Raw genomic sequence first — 20,045 nt, forward strand, 5'->3', positions numbered from 1 at the left:
TAGGGGATGCTGATTAAATCTTAAAACATTACAGGTAAACGGTTTTAGACATTTTGATTTTCAAAAAGTGCAAGATTTTACGACGTGGGAACTCGAAAACCTTGCATTTAAGTTGGATGCAAAGGAAAAATCGCTTCCATCTAACTCTTGAAACTGTTCCCTGTTCCCTGTCTCCACAGATAACTTTTTCAGCAAACCCTATATAGAGTTGTGGCTAAACAATAATGATAGAAAACATTACCACAGAAAACAGCGATCAAACTCTAGAAGAAAGAAAACAAGAGGCATTACAAACTGCCGCAAAATGTCAGCAAATTCTCCTAGAAAATGGAGCAAAAGAGGTAATATTATTTGGTTCTTTATCAGGAGAAAGTCCTTGGCATTGGCAATCTGATTTAGATTTGGCTGTAAGAGGAATGTCAGAAAAACAACAATGGGAAGCCTATTCTCTTCTAGAAAAAATCACACCTAATTGGTTGAAAATAGATTTGGTAGCATTAGAAGAAATCCCAGATTTTGTCCGTTCTCGCATTCTCAAAGAAAAACCCATGCCTACTAATAAATATTTAGCCCTAAAAACCCGTATTGAAGATGAGATGATAGCTTTAGAGCAGAATTGTCAAGCTTTAAAACAATTAATTGCTCAAGCAGAAACTATTCCAGAAATTGCTCTCACTCCTGCCTTATCCAGCTATATTTGTGATTTTTACACAGCTTGTGAGCGCATTAGTGAAAGAGTTGCTGTCACTTTAGATGGGGGAATGCCAAAAGCGGAAAATTGGCATGAACAACTATTATTACAAATGGCAGAAATTGGTGGAGAAAATCGTCCTCCCTTATGGCAAGGTTCACTGTTATTACAATTAAATGATTATCGCAAGTTTAGACATTTAGCACGGCATAATTATAATCTGCAACTGCGAAAAGAAAGAGTATTGGAATTAGCCCAACAAACAGAAACAATTATAGCAAAAATCCAAGAGGCGATCGCTATTTTCAATAATTGGCTAGAATCTCAAGCACAAGACATATAATTCACGAAATTATAATTCTTCCCAAAACTTGTTAGTTAATATAGCATCTACATCATTGGGAAATGGACAAAGATTGGAAAAATAAACATCAGGATAACTATCTTTGACATTTTCCAATGCCATTTCATAACTTTTAGCGAAAATTTCTCTCAAAAAAGTTTTCAAACTTGGTGAATCTTCTAATTCAATTTGTAATCTTTGGCGAAAATTCCGTATTTCAATTTCCCAACCTCGATAACAGTCTGACATTGGTACATAACACCGTTTTAATAAATGTTCTAATAACCGCACCAAAAAACTCCTGACTGCTTTACGCTGACTTTTGCCCAAAGATTCTACCTCTTCAATTAAATTCTCCCAATCTAAATTATCATGATCTCGCGTTTTTAACTTGTTAATTGTATCTTCAATCCAGAGAGAAAAATCCTGTTCATAAAGATTTTTTACTGATTTTACTGATGTTTTACTCATAGTTGATATGGGCGGTTTATTTTGGCTGTATTATAGCATTATATTTTAAATATAAGATCCCAGACTTATTCAAGAAGTCGGGGATCTACAGATTGCAATAAAGTTGTGGTGACGTACTCCACACACTCCCTTTCAGGTGAGTGTGGGCTTCTCAGTGACTCCTCTATGAGGACATTAACTGAGCTTTAAGACCGTGCGCCCCACGGTTCTTTGGTTTTGAGATTTGTTTTTTGTTTTGTAGGCTGCATTTCTGCATTTAATTGGACTACACCTACTTTTTTATAATAACATAAAATCAATATTTTGTTCGTTTCGTCGCTGTAGCCTTCTTTGTTTTCGCTACGCTCAAATACAATTTGGGCTACGCAACTCAACTCACGCGCATTCATCCCACGCTCCTAAGAGTGAGACGTGGGGCTTCTGCTGATTAAGCTAAATTGGTTAAGCGTAGTACCAATTCCACCGTTAATAGAATTGTTCAACCATCTAATCTAAATACCAACAATAAACAATATAATAACTTAACACTGTTAGCGATCGCACTTGAGTATGACAGTTCTACAACTCCCTCCCCCCAATACTCTACCTCGAATCACCTGGGAAAAACTACCAGCAGATTTTCCTCTACCAGATGAACCCGTGGAAAATAACCTCCAACCCCTTCTCGCTGCTGCTCTAAGAGAGTCCCTAGAATTAGCAGGTTTAATTCTAGAATCAATGCTGATTGCCTCCAATTTTGGTCTATGTGCCACAGTGGATGAAAAAAGCATCGTCAAAGCACCTGATTGGGTTTACGTGCCTTCTGTCCATCCTCTACCTCCAGGAGAAATCCGTCGTAGTTACACCCCTCATAGCGAAGGAGAAAACCCAGCCATTGTCATGGAATTTATATCCGCAACAGAAGGAACAGAATATTCCATTAATCCCCATTTTCCCTATGGAAAGTGGCACTTTTATGAACAAATTTTAAAAGTTCCCACTTACGTGATTTTCCATCCCCAAATTGGAATTTTAGAAGTTCATAATTTAGTTAACGGTAAATACCAGCAAGAATCTCCAGATGAAAATCAGCGCTTTTGGATAGAAGCTTTAGACCTATTCTTGGGTGTATGGATAGGAAAAAAAGCTGAATTTCAGGGTTATTGGTTACGATGGTGGGATAAATCTGGAAATTTATTACTCTGGGGAAGTGAGTTAGTTAATCAAGAACGACAAATAGCAGAAAAAGAACGCCAAAGAGCAGAACAAGCAGAACAAAAAGCTGTTAAACTAGCTGAAAGACTGCAAGCAATGGGGATTAATTTAGAAGATATTTAAGCGTTGTTTTTAGTTTTGATAAACTATCAGTCATAAGATATTGCCCTTTCAAACTGGTAGTTAGCGATCGCCCCTTAGTGTCAAATTTATTTTGACGGGGTTTTGGTAGTGCAGGCATCTTGCCAGCGCGAGCGAGACGCTCACACTACTTTCAAACTGGTAGTTAGCGATCGCCCCTTAGTTATATTTTATAAAATATATTACCCCCCTTAACTTACCAAATAACCTCCTAAAACAAATGACTACCACACCCAACCAATACGAATATTCCTATCAAAATAGTCAAGCTGGACACCATCATGGTTATTTGCTAAAACCACTTATAGAAATGATGTCAGAAATGCTACCCCCCCCAATAACAACCAAAAACCTCGGATTTTAGATATTGGTTGTGGTAATGGTAGCTTGAGCAATTTCCTAGCACAGCAGGGTTACGAGGTTGTTGGTGTTGAAGAGTCTGAATCAGGTGTAAAATTAGCTAATCAAAGTTTTCCCAATTGTCGCTTTATTCAAGGTAGTATTTATGATTTACAATATTCTGAACTAGGAGACAACTTTGATATTGTGATTGCTGTTGAGGTAATTGAGCATTTATTTTATCCTAAAGAATTAGTCAGAAGCGCTAAAAAATGCCTCAAACCTAATGGTGGTTTAATCCTAACCACACCCTATCATGGTTATCTAAAAAACCTAGTTATGGCTGCTACAGGGAAAATGGACAACCATTTTACCGCTCTTTGGGATGGTGGTCATATCAAATTCTTTTCCGTACCAACTATGACGGCTTTACTTAAATCAGAGAACTATACAAATATAAAGTTTAAGTTTGCGGGGAGATTTCCCTATCTTTGGAAAACTATGTTGTGTTCTAGTAGTCTGTCAAATTTATTTTGACGGGGTTTTGGTAGTGCGGGCATCTTGCCCGCGTGAGCGAGACGCTCACATTACAGTCCATGATTTTTATCTTGACAAACTACTAGTACAGCACGGCGTAAATAAAACAACCATTCTCAATCACTAAAAAGCTTACGTCATATTATTTTTGACTTTTGACTTTTGACTTCCGCCTTGCGGTACTAGTACCATAGTTCAATAACAAGAATTTATTTGAATATCCTAATGTTAGAAGAAATTACTCCCCTCATCCTTACCTATAACGAAGAAAATAACATTAATCGTACCCTGGAAAAACTTAAATGGGCAAATAAAATCATTGTTATTGACAGTTATAGCACAGATACAACATTAGAAATTTTGTCTTCCTATCCTCAAGTAGAAGTATTTCAAAGAAAATTTGATTCCTTCGCTAGTCAATGCAATTTTGGACTATCAAAAATCACATCAGAATGGGTACTATCTCTAGATGCAGATTACATATTAACCGATGATTTAATTAGGGAAATTACATCTTTACCAATAGAGTCAGATATAAATAGCTATAGTGTCAGGTTCAAATACTGTGTTTTTGGTAAACCCTTACGCGGTACTTTGCTTCCACCCCGCAAAGTCCTTTATAAAAGAGAAAAAGCAATTTATCAAGATGATGGACACGCTCATAGAGTTGTGGTACAAGGTAAATCTAGTCAATTATCAGCATACATCCACCACGACGATCGCAAACCATTGAGTCGTTGGTTATGGGCGCAAGATCGTTATATGGTAATTGAAAGTAAAAAACTTCTAGAAACACCAGAGCATGAACTTAGTATAGGCGATCGCCTTCGCAAACGCAAAATCCTCGCACCTTTAATAATTTTCATCTATTGTCTCATCCTCAAAGGTGCTATTCTTGACGGTTGGCATGGATGGTACTATACATTTCAGAGAGTTTTAGCAGAACTATTGCTGGCTATACATATAATAGAAGCAGAGAAAATAGATAATTAATTGGCTCAAATAACCTGCTCTTTATGACTAGGAGTTAATCTGATGGTAAATACACTGGTTTTTGAAGTTTCCCAAGCAGAAGACGGGGGATTTGTTACTGAATGTCTCACCGAAGACATTTTTACCCAAGGAGATTCTTGGGAAGAACTCAAAGCCAATATTCGAGAAGCTGTTAAAGCTTTTTACTTTCAAGAATTGAACTTTCCAGTTATACACTTACATCTTGTCAAAAATGAAACTTTCTAACAATATTTTTGCTATATCAACTCTTAGATATATTTTGTCGCATCCTAACTGCCAAGACAAAAAAATCCAATCTGTTTTCAAATTTATGGGTTGGCAGTTCTATAAACGTCTAACTAACAAATATATTGATCATCAAGTTATTAACGGAGTCAAAATTCGCTGCTATCCTGATAGTCGTTCAGCTTCAGCAGTCCTATACTGTGGACTTTATGATTATCATGAAATGAATTTTCTGCTGAGATATTTACGTGCCGAAGATTCTTTTCTCGATATTGGTGCTAATATAGGCATATATACACTATTGGCTGCATCTAAAATCACATCTGGCACAATTTATAGTTTTGAGGTACTTCCTAAAAATTATGCTCGGTTGGAGGAAAATTTAAAGATAAATCATTTGCAGCAAGTGAAAACTTACCCATTAGCAGTATCTAACTTCACTGGAAGTACTGCTCTTAACCTTGCTGAAGGTGATTCCATGCCCTTTATTACAGCAGAACCTACTGATAATACAGTGGTAGTTGCCACTGATACGATTGATAATCTGCTCCAGCACGAATCTTTAAATAACCTCACGTTAGCAAAAATTGATATTGAAGGAGCAGAATTATTAGCCTTACAGGGGGCAACTTCTTTATTGCAAAAACAGCTTCCTTGCGTGTGGATTATGGAAATAAATGATTGTGTGAATAACTTTGGTTACCAACAAGACGACTTAATTAATTTCTTACAAGATTATGATTATGGTTTATATGAATATAATGCTGATAGGAACCAAATTATTCCCACCACGCTGAATCAGCAAAAAGGAAATAACTTCCTAGTAATCGCCAACTCTCTGCTTGACTTTGTCCGCGATCGCCTAAGCGCCTAAACAACTAAAATATTCCTTAGTATTATCAATACCTTTGTCAAAATAAGAGGTTCATTAGTGAGTGTCAACCCCGTAAAACCTCAGCAACAGTCAACTTCAAATCAGCAAATACAGGAGAACCAATTACCTGATCTCCCACATATACCTGCTCATCATAAAAACCCTCCACCCATTCCAATACTGTCACCTTTTGGGCAATCGGGTCAACAATCCAATATTCAGCAATTCCCCGTGCAGCATACTCAGAACGCTTGTAACGATAATCCCGATTTTCTTGATTTGGACTCACCACCTCAACCACCAATACAGGTGATGGCATATCCATTAAAATTAAAGAGCGTGTAGCCCCTTCCATAATCTGAGCTAACTCCTCAGAAAACACCACTAAATCAGGAATACGCACCCCAACTTGACGACTATTGACAACCATTTCTGTTTTCATACTCAACCGATAATATGGAATACCTAATTTTAGAAAACAGGCAACTAAAAACATCGCTATTCGACGATTTATCTCACTTTCCAAAGGCATGAGTATTAATTCTCCGTTTTCCAATTCATATAAAGCATCCGTACCATCGTCATAATTAAGAAATTCCTCAAAGGTCATCTTTTTAACCGTTGTAACTGTCATTGCTGTTCCTCCTATTGGCAATTGGGCGGATTAGATTGTTTGCTATGATAAAAGTTACTAAAATCCGTGAAATCAGCGCAATCCGTCTAATCCGCGATTCAGACATTTTTCCCCGCGATCGCCTTCGCAAAGGCAAAATCCTCGCCCCTTTAATAATCTTCATCTATTTAAGCTACAGATAGCTAGTTATTGAGTCGTCTTGAGACGACTTTTGCTATGAGACTGGGAATTCATTCCCAGTTAGGTTATAACCAGACTAAACAATTTTCTCATAAACTCATAAATTAATAAATCAATGAATATTCTCGGAATTAACGCCTATCACGGTGATGCTTCGGCTTGTTTAATCCAAAATGGTCAATTAATAGCAGCCATTGAAGAAGAACGTTTTAATCGAGTTAAACATTGGGCAGGATTTCCCACAGAATCTATCCGTTATTGTTTAAAAATAGCTGGTATTAGTGCCAAAGAATTAGATCACGTTGCATTATCCTTTAATCCCAAAGCCAATCTCAATCGTAAACTCCTATTTACCCTCAAACAACGTCCATCATTATCATCACTTCTAGATAGATTTAATAAACAAAGCAAATCTGCCAATCTTCAGGAACAACTAGCCGCAGCTTGTAATTGTCAACCCCAGGAAATTACAGCACCTATCCATACCCTAGAACACCACACCACACACCTAGCCACCGGTTTCTTTATTTCCCCCTTTGAAAAAGCCGCCATTCTATCTGTTGACGGTATGGGAGACTTTGTAAGCACCTTGTCAGCAGCAGGAGAGGGTAATCATTTAGAATATTTCACGCGGACGCACTTTCCCCACTCTATTGGTTATTTATATAATGCCATTACCCTGTATCTAGGCTTTCCTGCCTATGGTGATGAATACAAAGTTATGGGATTAGCCCCTTATGGAGAACCAGAGTATCTCGAAGCATTCAGAAAAATCATCTTTCCCCAGGGAGATAGTTTTCAGCTAAATCTAGATTACTTTACCCACCATGAACAGGGTATCGCCATGAAATGGGATAATGGCGCACCCACCGTTGCACCTTTCCATAGTCCAGAACTAGAAAAACTATTAGGACCAGCAAGACAGGTAAATTCCGAACTGACACCCAAACATCAAAATATTGCCACATCTCTACAAGCCATAACAGAAGAAATCATTTTTCATTTACTCAATCAACTACATCAGCGCTACCCTTGCGAAAATCTCTGTTTGACAGGTGGTGTAGCTATGAATTCCGTAGCCAATGGCAAAATTACCCAAAATACTCCCTTTAAAAATGTTTACATTCCTCTAGGGGCTGCCGATAATGGTACTTGTATCGGTGCAGCCTTCTTTGTTTGGAATCAAATCCTCAAACAACCTCGTCAGTTTATTTTAAGTCATGCTTATTGGGGTTCTGAGTTCTCTGATGAAGAATGTCTATTAGCATTGCAATCTCATGATTTACAACCTAAAAAGCTTGAAAAAGCGGTAATGTTAAATCATGTTGTAGATGCTATTTGCAACGGCAAAGTAATTGGTTGGTTTCAAGGTAGAATGGAGTTTGGCGCAAGAGCATTAGGCAATCGTTCCTTGATATCCGATCCTCGCCGCGCTGATATGCGAGATATAATCAATCTAAAAATTAAATTCCGAGAGAAATTCCGTCCTTTTGCTCCCAGTATTCTGGAGGAATTTGTTGGAGAATACTTTGAAATTGATGAACCAGCCCCCTTTATGGAGAAAGTCTTCAAAATTCGCCCCGAAAAAAGAGCCAAAATCCCCGCTGTGACTCATGTAGACGGAACTGGAAGGTTACAAAGTGTCAGCCAGAACACTAATCCTCTTTACTGGGAATTGATTAATACATTTTACCAACGTACTGGTATTCCCCTGCTTCTAAATACATCTTTGAATGAAAATGAACCTATTGTGAGGACACCTCAAGAAGCTATCCAATGTTTTTTGAGGACTAATATGGATAGCCTAGTTTTGGGCTGTTATTATGTGGATCGCAGTTCTATAAAATACTGAATTAAGTAAGTAGACGTGAGATAACCGGAATTTGTAACGGTATATAAAAGTGCCAGCGTTGCTGAATCGAGGTATGAAATTTCCAAATTGAACCTTTAAAAATCTTACCTTTGCGTCTACTCTTCGAGATCACGAAGCGTGATTGCGCCTTTGCGTGAGACTAAAATTCATACCCTTAATCAGCAACGCCAAAGTGCCTTGATGGGTTATTTTGCTCAAGTTTTAGCCATTTTACAAAAGTCAAGAAGGCTAAAACCCTTTTCCCTCCTAGTACACTGCCTTACACCCAGAACAATTTTTAGCACCAACTTACTTGCATGATTTCTGGTATCTCACTTAATTGCATACGGGTATAATCAATAAATTTTAGTAGTTAGTAGTTATCAGCGTTTAAAATTGCTAGACTATGACTCATCCAGGTAAAAAACAGTTAAATAATTGGACAAAAATATTTACAGTCATTGCGAGGGAAGGGAAGCAATCACAACCCTGGCGATTGCCTGATTTCACTTCGTTCCATATGGCTAACGCCACGCAACAATTACGCAATAACATTGTATAATTAATTTTGTCTCACTACTTGCACATCCTCGGTTATTCACCGCAAAAGAACCTATGCTTGACCAACTTACAAACGATAAAAACGCTCAGAATAATACCACTCCTGTTTCTACATTATTTGCCAATCCCACATTTTCCCAATTTTCAGAAGAGGCTAGTGATTTTAACCTCAAGTCCTTTCTTGGTCTTTTACAGCGCCGAGCAATTATCATCATAGGAGTTGCTTCCGTTGCTATGGGTGGTGTTACTTATACAACTTTTCAACAAGTACCAATTTATGAAGGCAACTTCAAAATATTAGTTGAACCTGTTAATAGTGACTCTGAACTAGGGAAAATCGACGTGGGACTCGCTAATAACCTTAGAGAATCTGGACTAGATTATGAGAGCCAAATTCAAGTTCTCCAAAGTCCAGAACTGCTGAGAGATTTTATTAAAGAAATACAAAAATCTCATCCTGATATTACTTATAAGACCTTTTCGGAAAATTTAACTATTCGTCGCTTGGGGCAATCAAAAATAATCCAAGTTAGCTATAAAAGTGATAATAACCAAAAAATTAAACTTATATTAGATCCTTTGGCTGATTTTTATTTAAAATATAGCCTCAACAAGCGACAAACAAAGCTCCGTCAGGGAGTTCAATTTGTAAATGCAAAACTACCTGAAGTCCGAATTAAGCTAGGACAGTTGCAAAAAGAAATGCAAATGTTCCGCCAAAGATACAATTTTATTGATCCAGAAAACCAATCTGAAGTAATTTCTTCGCAAATTCAATCTTTGACACAACAAAGACTAACTATCAATCAACAGTTAACCGCTGCCAGAGCTACTTATGACAGGTTACAGAGACGTGAAGAACAGTTAGCAATTCTCAATACTGCCCCTCTTTATCAAACCTTAATTGGTCAACAACGCCAATTAGATATCCAGCTATCTGGAGAATTAACTCGGTTTCAACCAGATAACCCAGTTATCCGCACCTTAGAAGAAAAAAGATCCAACCTTTTACCTATTATTGAGGCAGAAGCAGCACGCACTATTAATATTAGAATATCTGAAGTTACGGATCTAATTAAGAAAATAGAAGTAGACAATCAATATATAGTACAAGCAGAAAAACAACTGCAATTGAAATTAGACCAGTTGCCAGTTTTGTCTCGGCAATATGCTGAAATCCTACGGAATTTACAAATAGCCAATGAAAGTTTAAATCGCTTTTTAGCTGCTCGTGAGCAATTGCAAATAGAAATAGCCCAAACAGAACTACCTTGGGAATTAATCCAAGCAGCTTTTCGGCCTCTATATCCAATTTCTCCAGATATTCCCCGCAACTTAATATTGGGATTTGTGGCTAGTTGTTTATTAGGCATAGGTGCTGCTTCTCTGAGAGAACAGACTGATAATACCTATCACAGCGTTGAAAATGTCCAGGATAAGATAGGACTGCCTTTATTAGGATCTCTTCCCTTTAATAAAAACCTAGCTCAGAGTTCATCTTTAAACCTAGGAAACAAAGCTCAATATCAAGAAGTCGTTGTAGACCCTCTAATCGTAAGTGATGAAGCAGCTAAAACTTCTGCTCGTAGACCTTCCCGATCAAGCTATTATTATGGACAGGGATCATTTTGGGAATCTTTACAAGTTTTATATAGTAATATTCAACTGCTTAATTCTGATAAACCAATTAAGTCTTTAGTTGTTTCCTCTGCTGTCCCTGGAGATGGTAAAAGTACGGTGGGATTTAGTCTGGCAAAAACAGCCGCGATTATGGGGAAAAAAGTACTACTTGTAGATTGTGACCTCCGCAAATCCAAGGTTCACAAATTATCAAAATTAAATAATCTCTGGGGACTAAGTAGTTTAATTTCTTCAGATACAGATGTCAAACAAGTAATTCAAGAAATGCCCGAACTTAATGGTTTATCTGTGGTTACAGCAGGTCCTGTACCACCTGATCCGGCGCGGTTGCTCTCATCAGATAAAATGATTCAAATGATGGACTATTTCTCTGATAATTTTGATTTAGTGATTTATGATACTCCTCCTTTGTCAGGATTAGTAGATGCTAGATTGGTAGCAGTTCATACTGATGGTATCATGCTAGTTGTCAGAATTGATAAAACAGATAAATCAGTCGTCAAGCAAGTTGTTGATACGTTAAAAGGATCTCCCATCAATTTACTAGGAACGGTAGTCAACGGCGAGAAATTCCGAGGACTTGGATATAACTATAATTATAGATATAGTTCATATTACTATACTAAGGGTAGGAGTTAAGAGAACACCAAAAAATAAATTACCCAATCTTGTGGCATGGGCATCCTGCCCGTCCTTAATGATTAGCGGGCTTTTCGTCCCGCACCACAAGAAATTTTTGGAGATTTTTTGAAGATGTTTTCGTTTCCCTACACTCAGCATGACAAAACAGGATCATTTATTTTGTGGCTTACTCTTAATAAACTTCAGCCATTAGCCCGGAAATTCATGGGTGGGTCTGTTAGCCAAACAAATAAAGCCTTGACAAATATGGGCAGGAGGAGAATCGAACTCCTATGACCTCACGGCCGCCGCATTTTGAGTGCGGTGCGTCTACCAATTCCGCCACCCGCCCTTGGGTGTAACTTTCCCATTATAGCCTATTTTTTTAGTTTGGCAATAGGTAATTAGATTTAATTTAGCAACTTTTTGGGAAATTTCCAGAAACCTATTCCTGTAAAATCTACCAATTCCGCCATCCGCCTGGGGAAGCAGATTCACTTTTGTAATTAATACCGTGATTTTGCACCAACTTTTGGTACTCCTGACTACTTGCCCAACGGTCAATTTCCCTAGCTCGTAATACGGGGACAGGATGGCTTAATTGGGCTGTGCGGGCGGATTTGACCATTTCCCCCAATTCCGTTTTGCTAATGTCATCATAGGCGCGAGCTTGGTCTACAAAGGCATCTAAATTGAGTTGAGGTGCTAAACTGGGAGAACCGCCGGCTAACTTCATTAATACTGACATGACAACTTTCGGGTTTTGGGTAGCTAACAAAGCGGCGCGATCGCAGGTAAACTCAGCACAACGGACCCACTCTAATAATTGTGACTGGATAGCTTGAGCCAAAACAGCACCCACATTTGGGACAATGGCAGCGGCTAAAATCAATAAATTCACAGGTGTTAAGTATACGCTATGATCGCATTTAAGATGACCTAATTCATGGGCAATTACAGCCTGTATTTCTTCAGGTGTAAGAATCTCAATCAAGGATGTATGAATGACCACAAAAGGCTGCTTACCGCGCATAGCAAAGGTGTAGGCGTTAGGGGCTGGATGTTGACGCACATATAACTGAGGTGGATCAATATCCAGAATTTGACAAGCTTCTAGTAGTAACTTGTGTAAATCAGGAAGTTGTTTTTCTCCCACCAAAATACTAGAAGCGATATTTTCCACATAAAAAACCTGTTCAGCCATTGGACCTAGCAAATTCCGCACCATCATATCTAAGCCGGGAATTTGTTTAAGAGTTTTCGTAGCTTCCAAGTCCAGAGGATGACGGAATGAGTCTGCTTTTAAGCCTGTGAGCGAGGTTTTGAGTAAGGACATAGTATTCAAATTAATAAAAGATTGGGCATGGGATAATAGCGGTATGATTTATGTTATGCCTACGGCACGCTGCACAAAGGAGCAAAGTTTAGAAGATACAAGGTTGGGTTAAGGAGGGAAAACTCAACCTTGATTTCAAACTCTTACTCTCTGCGACTCTGCGTGAGGTAAAATCATATTCTGAATCAGCAACCGTTTAAAACCCTACCTGAGCTTCAGGAATACCTACAGGACAAGCTACGTTAGTACCACCTAAACCACAATAACCACCGGGGTTTTTGGCTAAATATTGCTGATGGTATTCTTCAGCATAATAAAATTCAGGTGCATCTAAAATTTCTGTGGTAATTTTACCATATCCAGCGCCGCTGAGGGCAGCTTGATAAGCGTTCTGTGATGTTACTGCTAGTTCTTTTTGCTCTTGTGAATAAACGTAAATTCCTGAACGGTATTGAGTACCAGTATCATTACCTTGGCGCATCCCTTGGGTGGGGTTGTGGCTTTCCCAAAACACTTTCAACAGTTGGGAATAAGTAATGATTTTGGGGTCAAACACCACTAATACTACTTCATTATGACCTGTCATGCCACTACATACTTCTTGATAGGTGGGGTTGGGTGTGTAACCAGCCCCATAACCTACCGCAGTGGTGTAAACTCCTGCTTGTTGCCAAAACTTGCGTTCTGCTCCCCAAAAACAGCCTAAACCAAACATGGCAGTTTCTAACCCTGGGGGAAAAGGCGCTTTTAGAGGATTTTTATTAACGTAATGTTGTGCGGGTACTCGCATTACTTCTGCCCGTCCTGGTAAGGCTTGCTCAGGTGTAGGTAGGGCTGACTTTTTACCAAATCCAAATATTCCCATTGTTCTTAATTTGTATTATGTATGATTGCTATTCTTGTTTATTGTAAAGGTTTTTGTAGCTATGACGGGTTGGGGTCGGGGGAAAGGCATCTAAATAGTGCATCAAGATGGAAAAAATATGTCATTATTATTTTATCAGGGTTTGAGGATTTTAGTGAGAAATCCGGGTTACTATAGGAATCCGGTTTGATTCTGTGAATTTACTTGTGTGGTCAGGGAACAGAAAAGACAGAATTTTGACGCACATTTAATCTTCTTTCACCAAAACGGATAAGTCGTTCAATAGCTAAAAGACGGTTTTCCCAAACTTTAACTTGATAGAGATTGGCTTGATTTTTTTCTGGTATCTGTGTAAATTGTAATTGGACATTGTTGAGAGCTTTTCTGGCTGTAATTAAATTAAGAGCAGACGGTACAGATGCCAGTTGATTTAATGCATCTTTTAACTCCTGATCTAATTTCTCAAACTCAGCATTGGTGATTGCAGACTTATGTAACTGACGATTTTTTTCCACCACGCGCCACTCTCTTTGCAAAGCTGCATAACGAAACGCCGCCGTGCGAAAAGGTTGACGCTGGGGTATAGGTTCGTTTTTAATTCCTTGGGTGCTATTAAATATTTGTTCTAGTTCAGGATGAAAATTTTCCGCTGCAAACAAGGCATAACCATTTACTGGCAAGTCTCGCACAAGTTGCAATTGATCAAATGCACCCATGGTTGGTAATGACCTGAGACGGATTCCTGGAACTAATAGGGTAGCACCTAATTTTGTAGAGGTAATCCACGGTTGAGCTAATCCTTGAAACCGAGTTGTATCCAAAGCATAGGTCATCGGCACAATTAAATCTATATTTCCTCTTCTTGCCCATACTTCCCAATGTTGTTGAATTTTTTCTATGCGCTCATATTCCGGTAGGGGAAAAACGGCTACTGAGAGCAGAAGAGTATTGCGTTTTTGTCGCAAAGTTTGTGATAATTCAGCCACAAAGCTATCCACCTTTTGGGTGCGGAATGCTGTCCATTGTTGCCACAAATCCCGTTGACTGGGAGAAATATCCAAGGGGTCAATACCCGTCTGCTGTTTAAATTGCTCCCTTGCGGCTTTGCCATAACCATAGCTACGGCCTGCACGAGAGTCTTGAAAAGGATAACGAATATAATCTAAATGAATGCCATCTACTTGATAGCGAGTAACGATTTCGGTATATAATTTGGTTAAATATTCCCGTACCTGGGGATTGGCTGGATCTAAAAAAGGTTTAGTTTGACCAATGGGAATAATGTTACCTTGATTGTCATAATTAGCCCAATCGGGATTTGCGGCTAATACCGGTCCCAAGTAATCAGGACTAACATTAATAATTTGATTATGACGGTTATTGCCAGCGGCGAATACCCACACCCAAGCGTGCAATTCCATTCCTCTGGCATGAGCTAGTTTAACCGCACTTTCTAGGGGGTCCCAGTCACGAATCAGGGGGTTTTGTTGAGGTGCTACCTGGCTAGGATAAATGGGATAACTGGCATTGACTGTTTCCAAAAAGATGGTGTTAATTCCGGCTCTGGCCAGTTTATCAAAAATTTTGGCTAATTCGACTTCATTGCCAGCTTTGACAATAGTGCCTCTATCTAGCCACATTGCCCGAATTTCTGGTTGTGCTAATCGTTGATTGAGGGGAAATTGCTGCCATAGATTGGCTTTAGCTTGCAGCCATTTCTGTCTAACTGCTGCATACTTTTTTTGTTGAATTAATAAGGGGATACTTTTAACTGTTTCTCTCGCTTGTCCTAATGTTTCTGCTAAATTTGATGCTGATGTTTCTGGGTTGGAAGATGCTGTTTTGATTAAGTCTGCTTTTTCCCATGGAGAGTTAGTGCCATTATTGTTGATATTTTTAGCAGAATTATAAGCTAATGCTGCTATATGGGTACTTTCTAATCTACCAATCAGATTTTCTAATTCTTTTTGTAGGGCTATACCTTCTTTTTGATCAATCGGCTGATTAGAATTAGGTATAACATCTAAGCGGACATTTTCTTCTAGTTGATTAATTGGATCAATAAAATTTTCATTAGTAATTTTAGGAACTACTAATGATCCTGTGTTTTTTGGCTTTAGTTGTAATTGGGAAGTAACAGGTATTTTTCGAGTAGGTTTTCGACCAGAAATAACTGTGGTTTTTTTAGCAATCTTTTTCCCAGGTTTTACATGAGAAGTAATGGTGATTTTTTTAAGAGGTTTGGATTGGGAGGTAAGGGTACTTTTTTTGAAGATTTTTTTGGTGGGTTTTAACTTGGAGGTAGGAATGGGTTTTTTGGGAATTTTTCTAGGAGGTGGGGATTCGGAAACAATCGGTAATTTTTCTAGAATTTGCGGTTGCGTGGGTTCAGTAGCTATTGTTGGCTGACAGTTTGAAGCCGGATTTATAAGTTTACTTTTGCTATTAACTGGTAATCTTAAATAACGATTTAAGGATGCTTTTAACCAAGCAATGTCTAGTCCTACAGATGCATCTTTCCCCCAATACCAACCTAATAGGGTAGATTTTTCAGTTGTTAATATTGCTGGTGGATGATCTTGGGAGTTCCAACTTACAGGAGTTTGACTATTAGAATTATTAGGAATAATCACACCACCGCGAATTGCACCAAATAATTCTTTTTGATTTATCCAATCAGGAATATTTGTGTTTGTGGGTTGCAAATTTTCAATGGTGTTGAAGCTAAATCCCCAATAACCTCCTAGAAGTTTGCGTAATAATTGACGAATTCCTGGGGTGGATAAATTACCCACTGGGCCACTAGCTATTAAATATCCACCTTGACTCACCCATTGATCTAAGGCGATCGCCTGTTCTGTTGTCAATACCTCTATATTGGGTAAAAATAACACCTGTGGTTGACCCCAATCCGTCTTATCTTTAACTTGACTCAGCGGAATCACACAATATTTCACATTTAGCTTCTGTAAGCGGTTGCTAATTCTTTGCCATTCTTCAGGATTATTCTGGCTATTAACGACACTGAATACAGGAGAATCATTAATAGCTTTTACAGGCAATACTCCCCAGATATTAAACAGGAACAAGTTAATATTTAAAATAACGAATCCGACTGTCTTTTTATTCATTAGTCAGTTGTCAGTTGTTAAGGAATGTGAATTAAATAAAGTGCAAAAGTAAAAAAGTAGGGTGTGTTAGCGACAGCGTAACGCACCATTCCACATTAAATCAGAATTGCAGGTTATTAAATTTGCGTTCATAAGGATAGGAAAGAATTTTGTTAATTATCAGTCCGCTTGAAGACAAGTATTGATTAATTCCTCAACTCCCGCTACAGGGAAAATACTGACATTTAATTTTTGAGATACTTCTGCAACCGTCATATCATCTAAAAATATCAATTCCCCATGCTTCAGCATGACGCTAGGTAATAAAATTCCCTCTCCTAAATCTTGCCCTTTTAAGTTTAAAAGTAAATCATGTCCGGTTAATAAACCAGTCACACTGATACTTTGTCCCCAATAATCGCTAGATAAAGCCCGCATATTCACTTCTAAACCGGCGACACTATTTAACTGTTCCACTAAGGGTTGAAATGCTGTTTCTACTGCGTTCCCTACCACCCAAGTTAATCTGCGTTGATTGGTAATTTTTAGCGGTAATAATTCAGTTGCAGTTTGGGTAAACTGTTTAATAAATAAGCGAATTGAACCTACACCATTATCAATTTGCGGATATTCTTCATATTCAGCTTCAGTAGGTAATTCTTCCCCAGCAATTAAAAACCATTCATCAGCTAACCAGACGACATTAGAATGATATTCTTGGCGAAATTCCTGGGAGAGTAATTTAACCTGACAAATTACCTCTTGGGCTTTTTCCCGCGTCACAGGTATGAGTTCATCTTCCTGGGGACGAAACCGCGTCAAACCCACCGGGACGACTGCTACTGATGCTACAGTTGGTAATTCTCCAGTATGAAAAGATGTTAAATCCCGCAATGTCCTCTCTAAATGTTTACCATCATTTATCCCCGGACAGACAACAACTTGAGCATGAATTTGCAATCTGCGTTCTTGAAACCAGCGAATTTGGGATAATATTTCCCCACCCCGATGATTTTTTAAAAGTCTAACTCTCACATCTGCTTCTGTGGAATGAACAGAAACATACAGAGGTGATAACCGCATTTGTTCAATTCTTTGCCATTCTCTCGCGGTTAAATTCGTTAAAGTTAGATAAGAACCATATAAAAAGCTTAGGCGATAATCATCATCTTTTAAATATAAGCTAGTTCGTTTTCCTGGTGGTTGTTGATCAATAAAGCAAAAGGGACAACGGTTATTACACTGAATCAAACCATCAAATAAAGCTGTAGCAAATTCCAGTCCTAAATCATCATCATAATCCTTTTCAATTTCGACATGATGGGTTTTCCCCGTCGCATCTAAAACTTCTAATTGGAGAATTTCATCAGCACATAAAAATTGATAATCAATTAAATCACGGGGTTGTGTGCCATTAATAGCCACAATTGCATCACCGGCTGTAAAGCCAATTTCCTCCGCAATTGAGTCAGGCAGCACCTTGGTAATTTTCGCAGGTTGAATGGTATTCATTGGTCAGTGGTCAGTGGTCAGTGGTCAGTGGTCAGTGGTCAGTGGTCAGTGGTGAAAACTATTCTTCTTTCTTCTTTTTTCTTCCTCCTGACTCGGTGACTCCTGACTCCTGAATTCTTAGCATAACAGAGTTATCCTTGCCAACCGGCGGCGATCGCTAATAAAATAGAAATGCCAAAAGCCAATCTATACCAAACAAAAACCATCGTATTTTTAGTTTGCAAGTATTTGATTAAAAAAGCAATTGATAAATAAGAGAAAATAAAGGTAGAAACAATGCCAACAACTAACAGAATTACAATATTATTTGGTAATTCTCCAGATTGAAACATTTTGAAGATTTTCAAACTTTTGTACAAAGTCGCAATCGTCAAAGTCGGAAACCCCAACAAAAAAGAAAATTTCGCTGCTGCTTCTCTTTGTAAACCCAAAAACAACCCAGTAGTTAAAGTTGAACCAGAACGAGAAACTCCCGGAACTAAAGCTAAAGTTTGTCCTAATCCTACCAAAATCCCATCTCGAATTTCCAAAGCATCAAAACCTCGGTTACGAGTCCCAAATTTTTCCGCTAACCCTAGCAGAGTTGCCATAATTACCGACATAATCGCAATAATCAAGGAACTTTCGGGAATTACATCTTTTAATAAAAATCCAATAGTTAAAGCCGGAATTGTCCCCACAGCAATCCCCACAACAATTTTCCCATCTTCACTTTCCCAGTCTTTAGTTTTAAAAGCCGTAATTGCACCTTTTGCCAAACCAGAAATTACAGCCCAAAAATACCACAAAATGGCAATTACACTCCCAAATTGAATAGCATCAACAAAATCTTTAGAACCAAGTTCTTTCCAAGCAAATACCTTTGTAACAATGATTAAATGTGCTGTGCTACTAATTGGTAAAAACTCCGTAATCCCTTGCACAATTCCTAAAATAAATGCCTGAATCACTCCTTGAACCAAATCAACTTGACTCGTAACTTCGCTAGACACTCCTACCTGTAACAGTTGTGATAATAGTAAATCTATACTATTTAGCCCTAAAATTGTTGTCATTAACTAGACTCCCAAAATCAATGTGTAATTATAGCAAACTATCCAACTTTACTTGGTTGTGGTCAGTCTGTTTAGACAAAATCTTATCGGCGCAGTAAATTAGGTTGCGCTGTTACTTAAAGTAAACTACATTGATCTGCAATTTGCGGTATCATCAATAAATTCATTCACAAGGCAGTCTGAGATTTATAGAAATCTAAATTTCTGTGTTAAGTATAGATTGTTTAAGTTAAAATTCATACTCTTTAGGACTTACGCACTGTACAAATTAACCATCATCTGCATGAACGAGATTTGGTCGTTTCAGGTTTTGCTAGGATTGTGAAAAGATGATAAAATATGCAATTAAATATGCGACTTAACGAACCAAACTCCATGAAAAATAATTTGATAAATAGTTTCATTTACAGAATAGATAGTTTATTAATTGAGAACTTGAAAAAATTCGGGTATCCGAATCTATAAACTGTCTGATAGCCTATCAGACAATTAAATAAACCATGCACCCAAACTAGTTGCTTATCTCAGATTTTAACCATGTTTCCAAATCATTAACATCTGTAAAATCTAACAATGCTTCTCCTAGCGTTTCCAATTGTTCTATATTCAGACTTTTGATATCTTCGATGTAAATATCTTTTAACTTTCCAAATCTTTTCGATAACTGACGTATCAATAAGATCATCTCACCATTCAGCCTGCCTTCTTCTCTCCCTTCCTGCCTTCCTTCCTGTCTTCCTTCCTGCTTTGCTTCTTGATAAACTCTTGTTTGCTTAATATCACTCACTAAAAACATTGCTTCTATCTCCTGACGGCTTAATTGTGAAAATTTGGACAATAAAACAGTCT

Annotated in this window: 18 protein-coding genes and 1 tRNA gene; 9 read left to right on the forward strand and 10 right to left on the reverse strand. The window is 38.1% G+C overall.

The features are described from left to right. Positions 1-224: 224 nt before the first annotated feature. Positions 225-1,034 (forward strand): nucleotidyltransferase family protein, encoded by an 810-nt coding sequence (locus tag IQ226_RS21160; RefSeq protein WP_193898686.1) that lies wholly within the window; start codon positions 225-227, stop codon positions 1,032-1,034. A 9-nt stretch (positions 1,035-1,043) separates the two neighbouring features. Here the strand turns inward: IQ226_RS21160 and IQ226_RS21165 are convergent, their stop codons facing one another. Both IQ226_RS21165 and IQ226_RS21170 read right to left on the reverse strand, forming a co-directional pair. Further along, positions 1,044-1,505, reverse strand: coding sequence for a DUF29 domain-containing protein (locus IQ226_RS21165; RefSeq protein WP_096670076.1), 462 nt, complete (start codon positions 1,503-1,505; stop codon positions 1,044-1,046). 185 nt (positions 1,506-1,690) lie between these two features. Beyond that, positions 1,691-1,894, reverse strand: a complete 204-nt coding sequence (locus IQ226_RS21170; RefSeq protein WP_039204838.1) for a hypothetical protein — start codon at positions 1,892-1,894, stop codon at positions 1,691-1,693. A 160-nt stretch (positions 1,895-2,054) separates the two neighbouring features. On the opposite strand from IQ226_RS21170, the gene IQ226_RS21175 reads away from it, so the two are divergent. The 6 genes from IQ226_RS21175 to IQ226_RS21195 all read left to right on the forward strand — a co-directional run bounded on the left by IQ226_RS21175 (position 2,055) and on the right by IQ226_RS21195 (position 5,829). Then, complete coding sequence (locus tag IQ226_RS21175; protein ID WP_193898688.1) at positions 2,055-2,822, forward strand: Uma2 family endonuclease; 768 nt, start codon at positions 2,055-2,057, stop codon at positions 2,820-2,822. A 238-nt stretch (positions 2,823-3,060) separates the two neighbouring features. Then, positions 3,061-3,204 (forward strand): hypothetical protein, encoded by a 144-nt coding sequence (locus tag IQ226_RS25315; protein ID WP_228039582.1) that lies wholly within the window; start codon positions 3,061-3,063, stop codon positions 3,202-3,204. Positions 3,205-3,206: 2 nt separating this feature from the next. Continuing rightward, a complete protein-coding gene (locus tag IQ226_RS21180) occupies positions 3,207-3,716 on the forward strand; it encodes a class I SAM-dependent methyltransferase (RefSeq protein WP_370567207.1) in 510 nt (169 codons plus the stop codon). A gap of 225 nt (positions 3,717-3,941) precedes the next feature. Then, positions 3,942-4,709: a glycosyltransferase family 2 protein gene (locus tag IQ226_RS21185; RefSeq protein WP_193898690.1), complete on the forward strand. Its 768-nt coding sequence runs from the start codon at positions 3,942-3,944 to the stop codon at positions 4,707-4,709. Positions 4,710-4,751: 42 nt separating this feature from the next. Next, complete coding sequence (locus IQ226_RS21190; protein ID WP_190372599.1) at positions 4,752-4,955, forward strand: type II toxin-antitoxin system HicB family antitoxin; 204 nt, start codon at positions 4,752-4,754, stop codon at positions 4,953-4,955. Between the two features lie 85 nt (positions 4,956-5,040). After that, positions 5,041-5,829 carry an FkbM family methyltransferase gene (locus tag IQ226_RS21195; RefSeq protein WP_190372600.1) on the forward strand — a complete coding sequence of 263 codons (789 nt, stop codon included), beginning with the start codon at positions 5,041-5,043 and terminating at the stop codon, positions 5,827-5,829. 64 nt (positions 5,830-5,893) lie between these two features. Here IQ226_RS21195 and IQ226_RS21200 read toward each other — a convergent pair whose 3' ends face one another. Further along, complete coding sequence (locus tag IQ226_RS21200) at positions 5,894-6,463, reverse strand: Uma2 family endonuclease (protein ID WP_193898692.1); 570 nt, start codon at positions 6,461-6,463, stop codon at positions 5,894-5,896. 295 nt (positions 6,464-6,758) lie between these two features. On the opposite strand from IQ226_RS21200, the gene IQ226_RS21205 reads away from it, so the two are divergent. Together IQ226_RS21205 and IQ226_RS21210 are read left to right on the forward strand one after the other, a co-directional pair. Beyond that, a complete protein-coding gene (locus tag IQ226_RS21205) occupies positions 6,759-8,495 on the forward strand; it encodes a carbamoyltransferase C-terminal domain-containing protein (RefSeq protein ID WP_193898694.1) in 1,737 nt (578 codons plus the stop codon). Between the two features lie 615 nt (positions 8,496-9,110). Beyond that, complete coding sequence (locus tag IQ226_RS21210; RefSeq protein ID WP_193898696.1) at positions 9,111-11,336, forward strand: polysaccharide biosynthesis tyrosine autokinase; 2,226 nt, start codon at positions 9,111-9,113, stop codon at positions 11,334-11,336. Between the two features lie 250 nt (positions 11,337-11,586). Here the strand turns inward: IQ226_RS21210 and IQ226_RS21215 are convergent. The 7 genes from IQ226_RS21215 to IQ226_RS21245 all read right to left on the reverse strand — a co-directional run. Further along, positions 11,587-11,670: transfer RNA gene (locus IQ226_RS21215), tRNA-Leu, on the reverse strand. Between the two features lie 108 nt (positions 11,671-11,778). Further along, the gene (locus IQ226_RS21220; RefSeq protein ID WP_193898698.1) at positions 11,779-12,654 is read right to left on the reverse strand and encodes a M48 family metallopeptidase; all 876 of its coding nucleotides are present in this window, start codon (positions 12,652-12,654) and stop codon (positions 11,779-11,781) included. Between the two features lie 196 nt (positions 12,655-12,850). Further along, positions 12,851-13,519, reverse strand: coding sequence for a peptide-methionine (S)-S-oxide reductase MsrA (gene msrA / locus IQ226_RS21225; protein ID WP_193898700.1), 669 nt, complete (start codon positions 13,517-13,519; stop codon positions 12,851-12,853). Between the two features lie 212 nt (positions 13,520-13,731). Next, positions 13,732-16,650, reverse strand: a complete 2,919-nt coding sequence (locus IQ226_RS21230) for a glycoside hydrolase family 10 protein (protein WP_193898702.1) — start codon at positions 16,648-16,650, stop codon at positions 13,732-13,734. A 159-nt stretch (positions 16,651-16,809) separates the two neighbouring features. After that, positions 16,810-18,141 carry a TIGR03279 family radical SAM protein gene (locus IQ226_RS21235; protein WP_193898704.1) on the reverse strand — a complete coding sequence of 444 codons (1,332 nt, stop codon included), beginning with the start codon at positions 18,139-18,141 and terminating at the stop codon, positions 16,810-16,812. 131 nt (positions 18,142-18,272) lie between these two features. Next, a complete protein-coding gene (locus IQ226_RS21240) occupies positions 18,273-19,196 on the reverse strand; it encodes an undecaprenyl-diphosphate phosphatase (protein WP_193898706.1) in 924 nt (307 codons plus the stop codon). Between the two features lie 511 nt (positions 19,197-19,707). Next, positions 19,708-20,045, reverse strand: a 338-nt coding sequence (locus IQ226_RS21245) for a DUF4351 domain-containing protein (protein WP_193898708.1), incomplete at its 5' end; no start/stop codon positions are given.

The sequence above is a fragment of the Dolichospermum sp. LEGE 00240 genome (assembly GCF_015207875.1).
Taxonomy (GTDB): Bacteria; Cyanobacteriota; Cyanobacteriia; order Cyanobacteriales; family Nostocaceae; genus Dolichospermum; species Dolichospermum gracile.

Excerpts from the sequence above, each read along its gene's own strand:
- IQ226_RS21190 (WP_190372599.1), top strand. The coding sequence starts at position 4,752 with ATGGTAAATACACTGGTTTTTGAAGTTTCCCAAGCAGAAGACGGGGGA.
- IQ226_RS21165 (WP_096670076.1), bottom strand. The coding sequence starts at position 1,505 with ATGAGTAAAACATCAGTAAAATCAGTAAAAAATCTTTATGAACAGGAT.
- IQ226_RS21210 (WP_193898696.1), top strand. The coding sequence starts at position 9,111 with ATGCTTGACCAACTTACAAACGATAAAAACGCTCAGAATAATACCACT.
- IQ226_RS21230 (WP_193898702.1), bottom strand. The coding sequence starts at position 16,650 with ATGAATAAAAAGACAGTCGGATTCGTTATTTTAAATATTAACTTGTTC.
- IQ226_RS21195 (WP_190372600.1), top strand. The coding sequence starts at position 5,041 with ATGGGTTGGCAGTTCTATAAACGTCTAACTAACAAATATATTGATCAT.
- IQ226_RS21205 (WP_193898694.1), top strand. The coding sequence starts at position 6,759 with ATGAATATTCTCGGAATTAACGCCTATCACGGTGATGCTTCGGCTTGT.
- IQ226_RS21170 (WP_039204838.1), bottom strand. The coding sequence starts at position 1,894 with ATGAATGCGCGTGAGTTGAGTTGCGTAGCCCAAATTGTATTTGAGCGT.
- IQ226_RS21240 (WP_193898706.1), bottom strand. The coding sequence starts at position 19,196 with ATGACAACAATTTTAGGGCTAAATAGTATAGATTTACTATTATCACAA.
- IQ226_RS21160 (WP_193898686.1), top strand. The coding sequence starts at position 225 with ATGATAGAAAACATTACCACAGAAAACAGCGATCAAACTCTAGAAGAA.
- msrA (WP_193898700.1), bottom strand. The coding sequence starts at position 13,519 with ATGGGAATATTTGGATTTGGTAAAAAGTCAGCCCTACCTACACCTGAG.
- IQ226_RS21200 (WP_193898692.1), bottom strand. The coding sequence starts at position 6,463 with ATGACAGTTACAACGGTTAAAAAGATGACCTTTGAGGAATTTCTTAAT.
- IQ226_RS25315 (WP_228039582.1), top strand. The coding sequence starts at position 3,061 with ATGACTACCACACCCAACCAATACGAATATTCCTATCAAAATAGTCAA.
- IQ226_RS21235 (WP_193898704.1), bottom strand. The coding sequence starts at position 18,141 with ATGAATACCATTCAACCTGCGAAAATTACCAAGGTGCTGCCTGACTCA.
- IQ226_RS21220 (WP_193898698.1), bottom strand. The coding sequence starts at position 12,654 with ATGTCCTTACTCAAAACCTCGCTCACAGGCTTAAAAGCAGACTCATTC.
- IQ226_RS21185 (WP_193898690.1), top strand. The coding sequence starts at position 3,942 with ATGTTAGAAGAAATTACTCCCCTCATCCTTACCTATAACGAAGAAAAT.
- IQ226_RS21175 (WP_193898688.1), top strand. The coding sequence starts at position 2,055 with ATGACAGTTCTACAACTCCCTCCCCCCAATACTCTACCTCGAATCACC.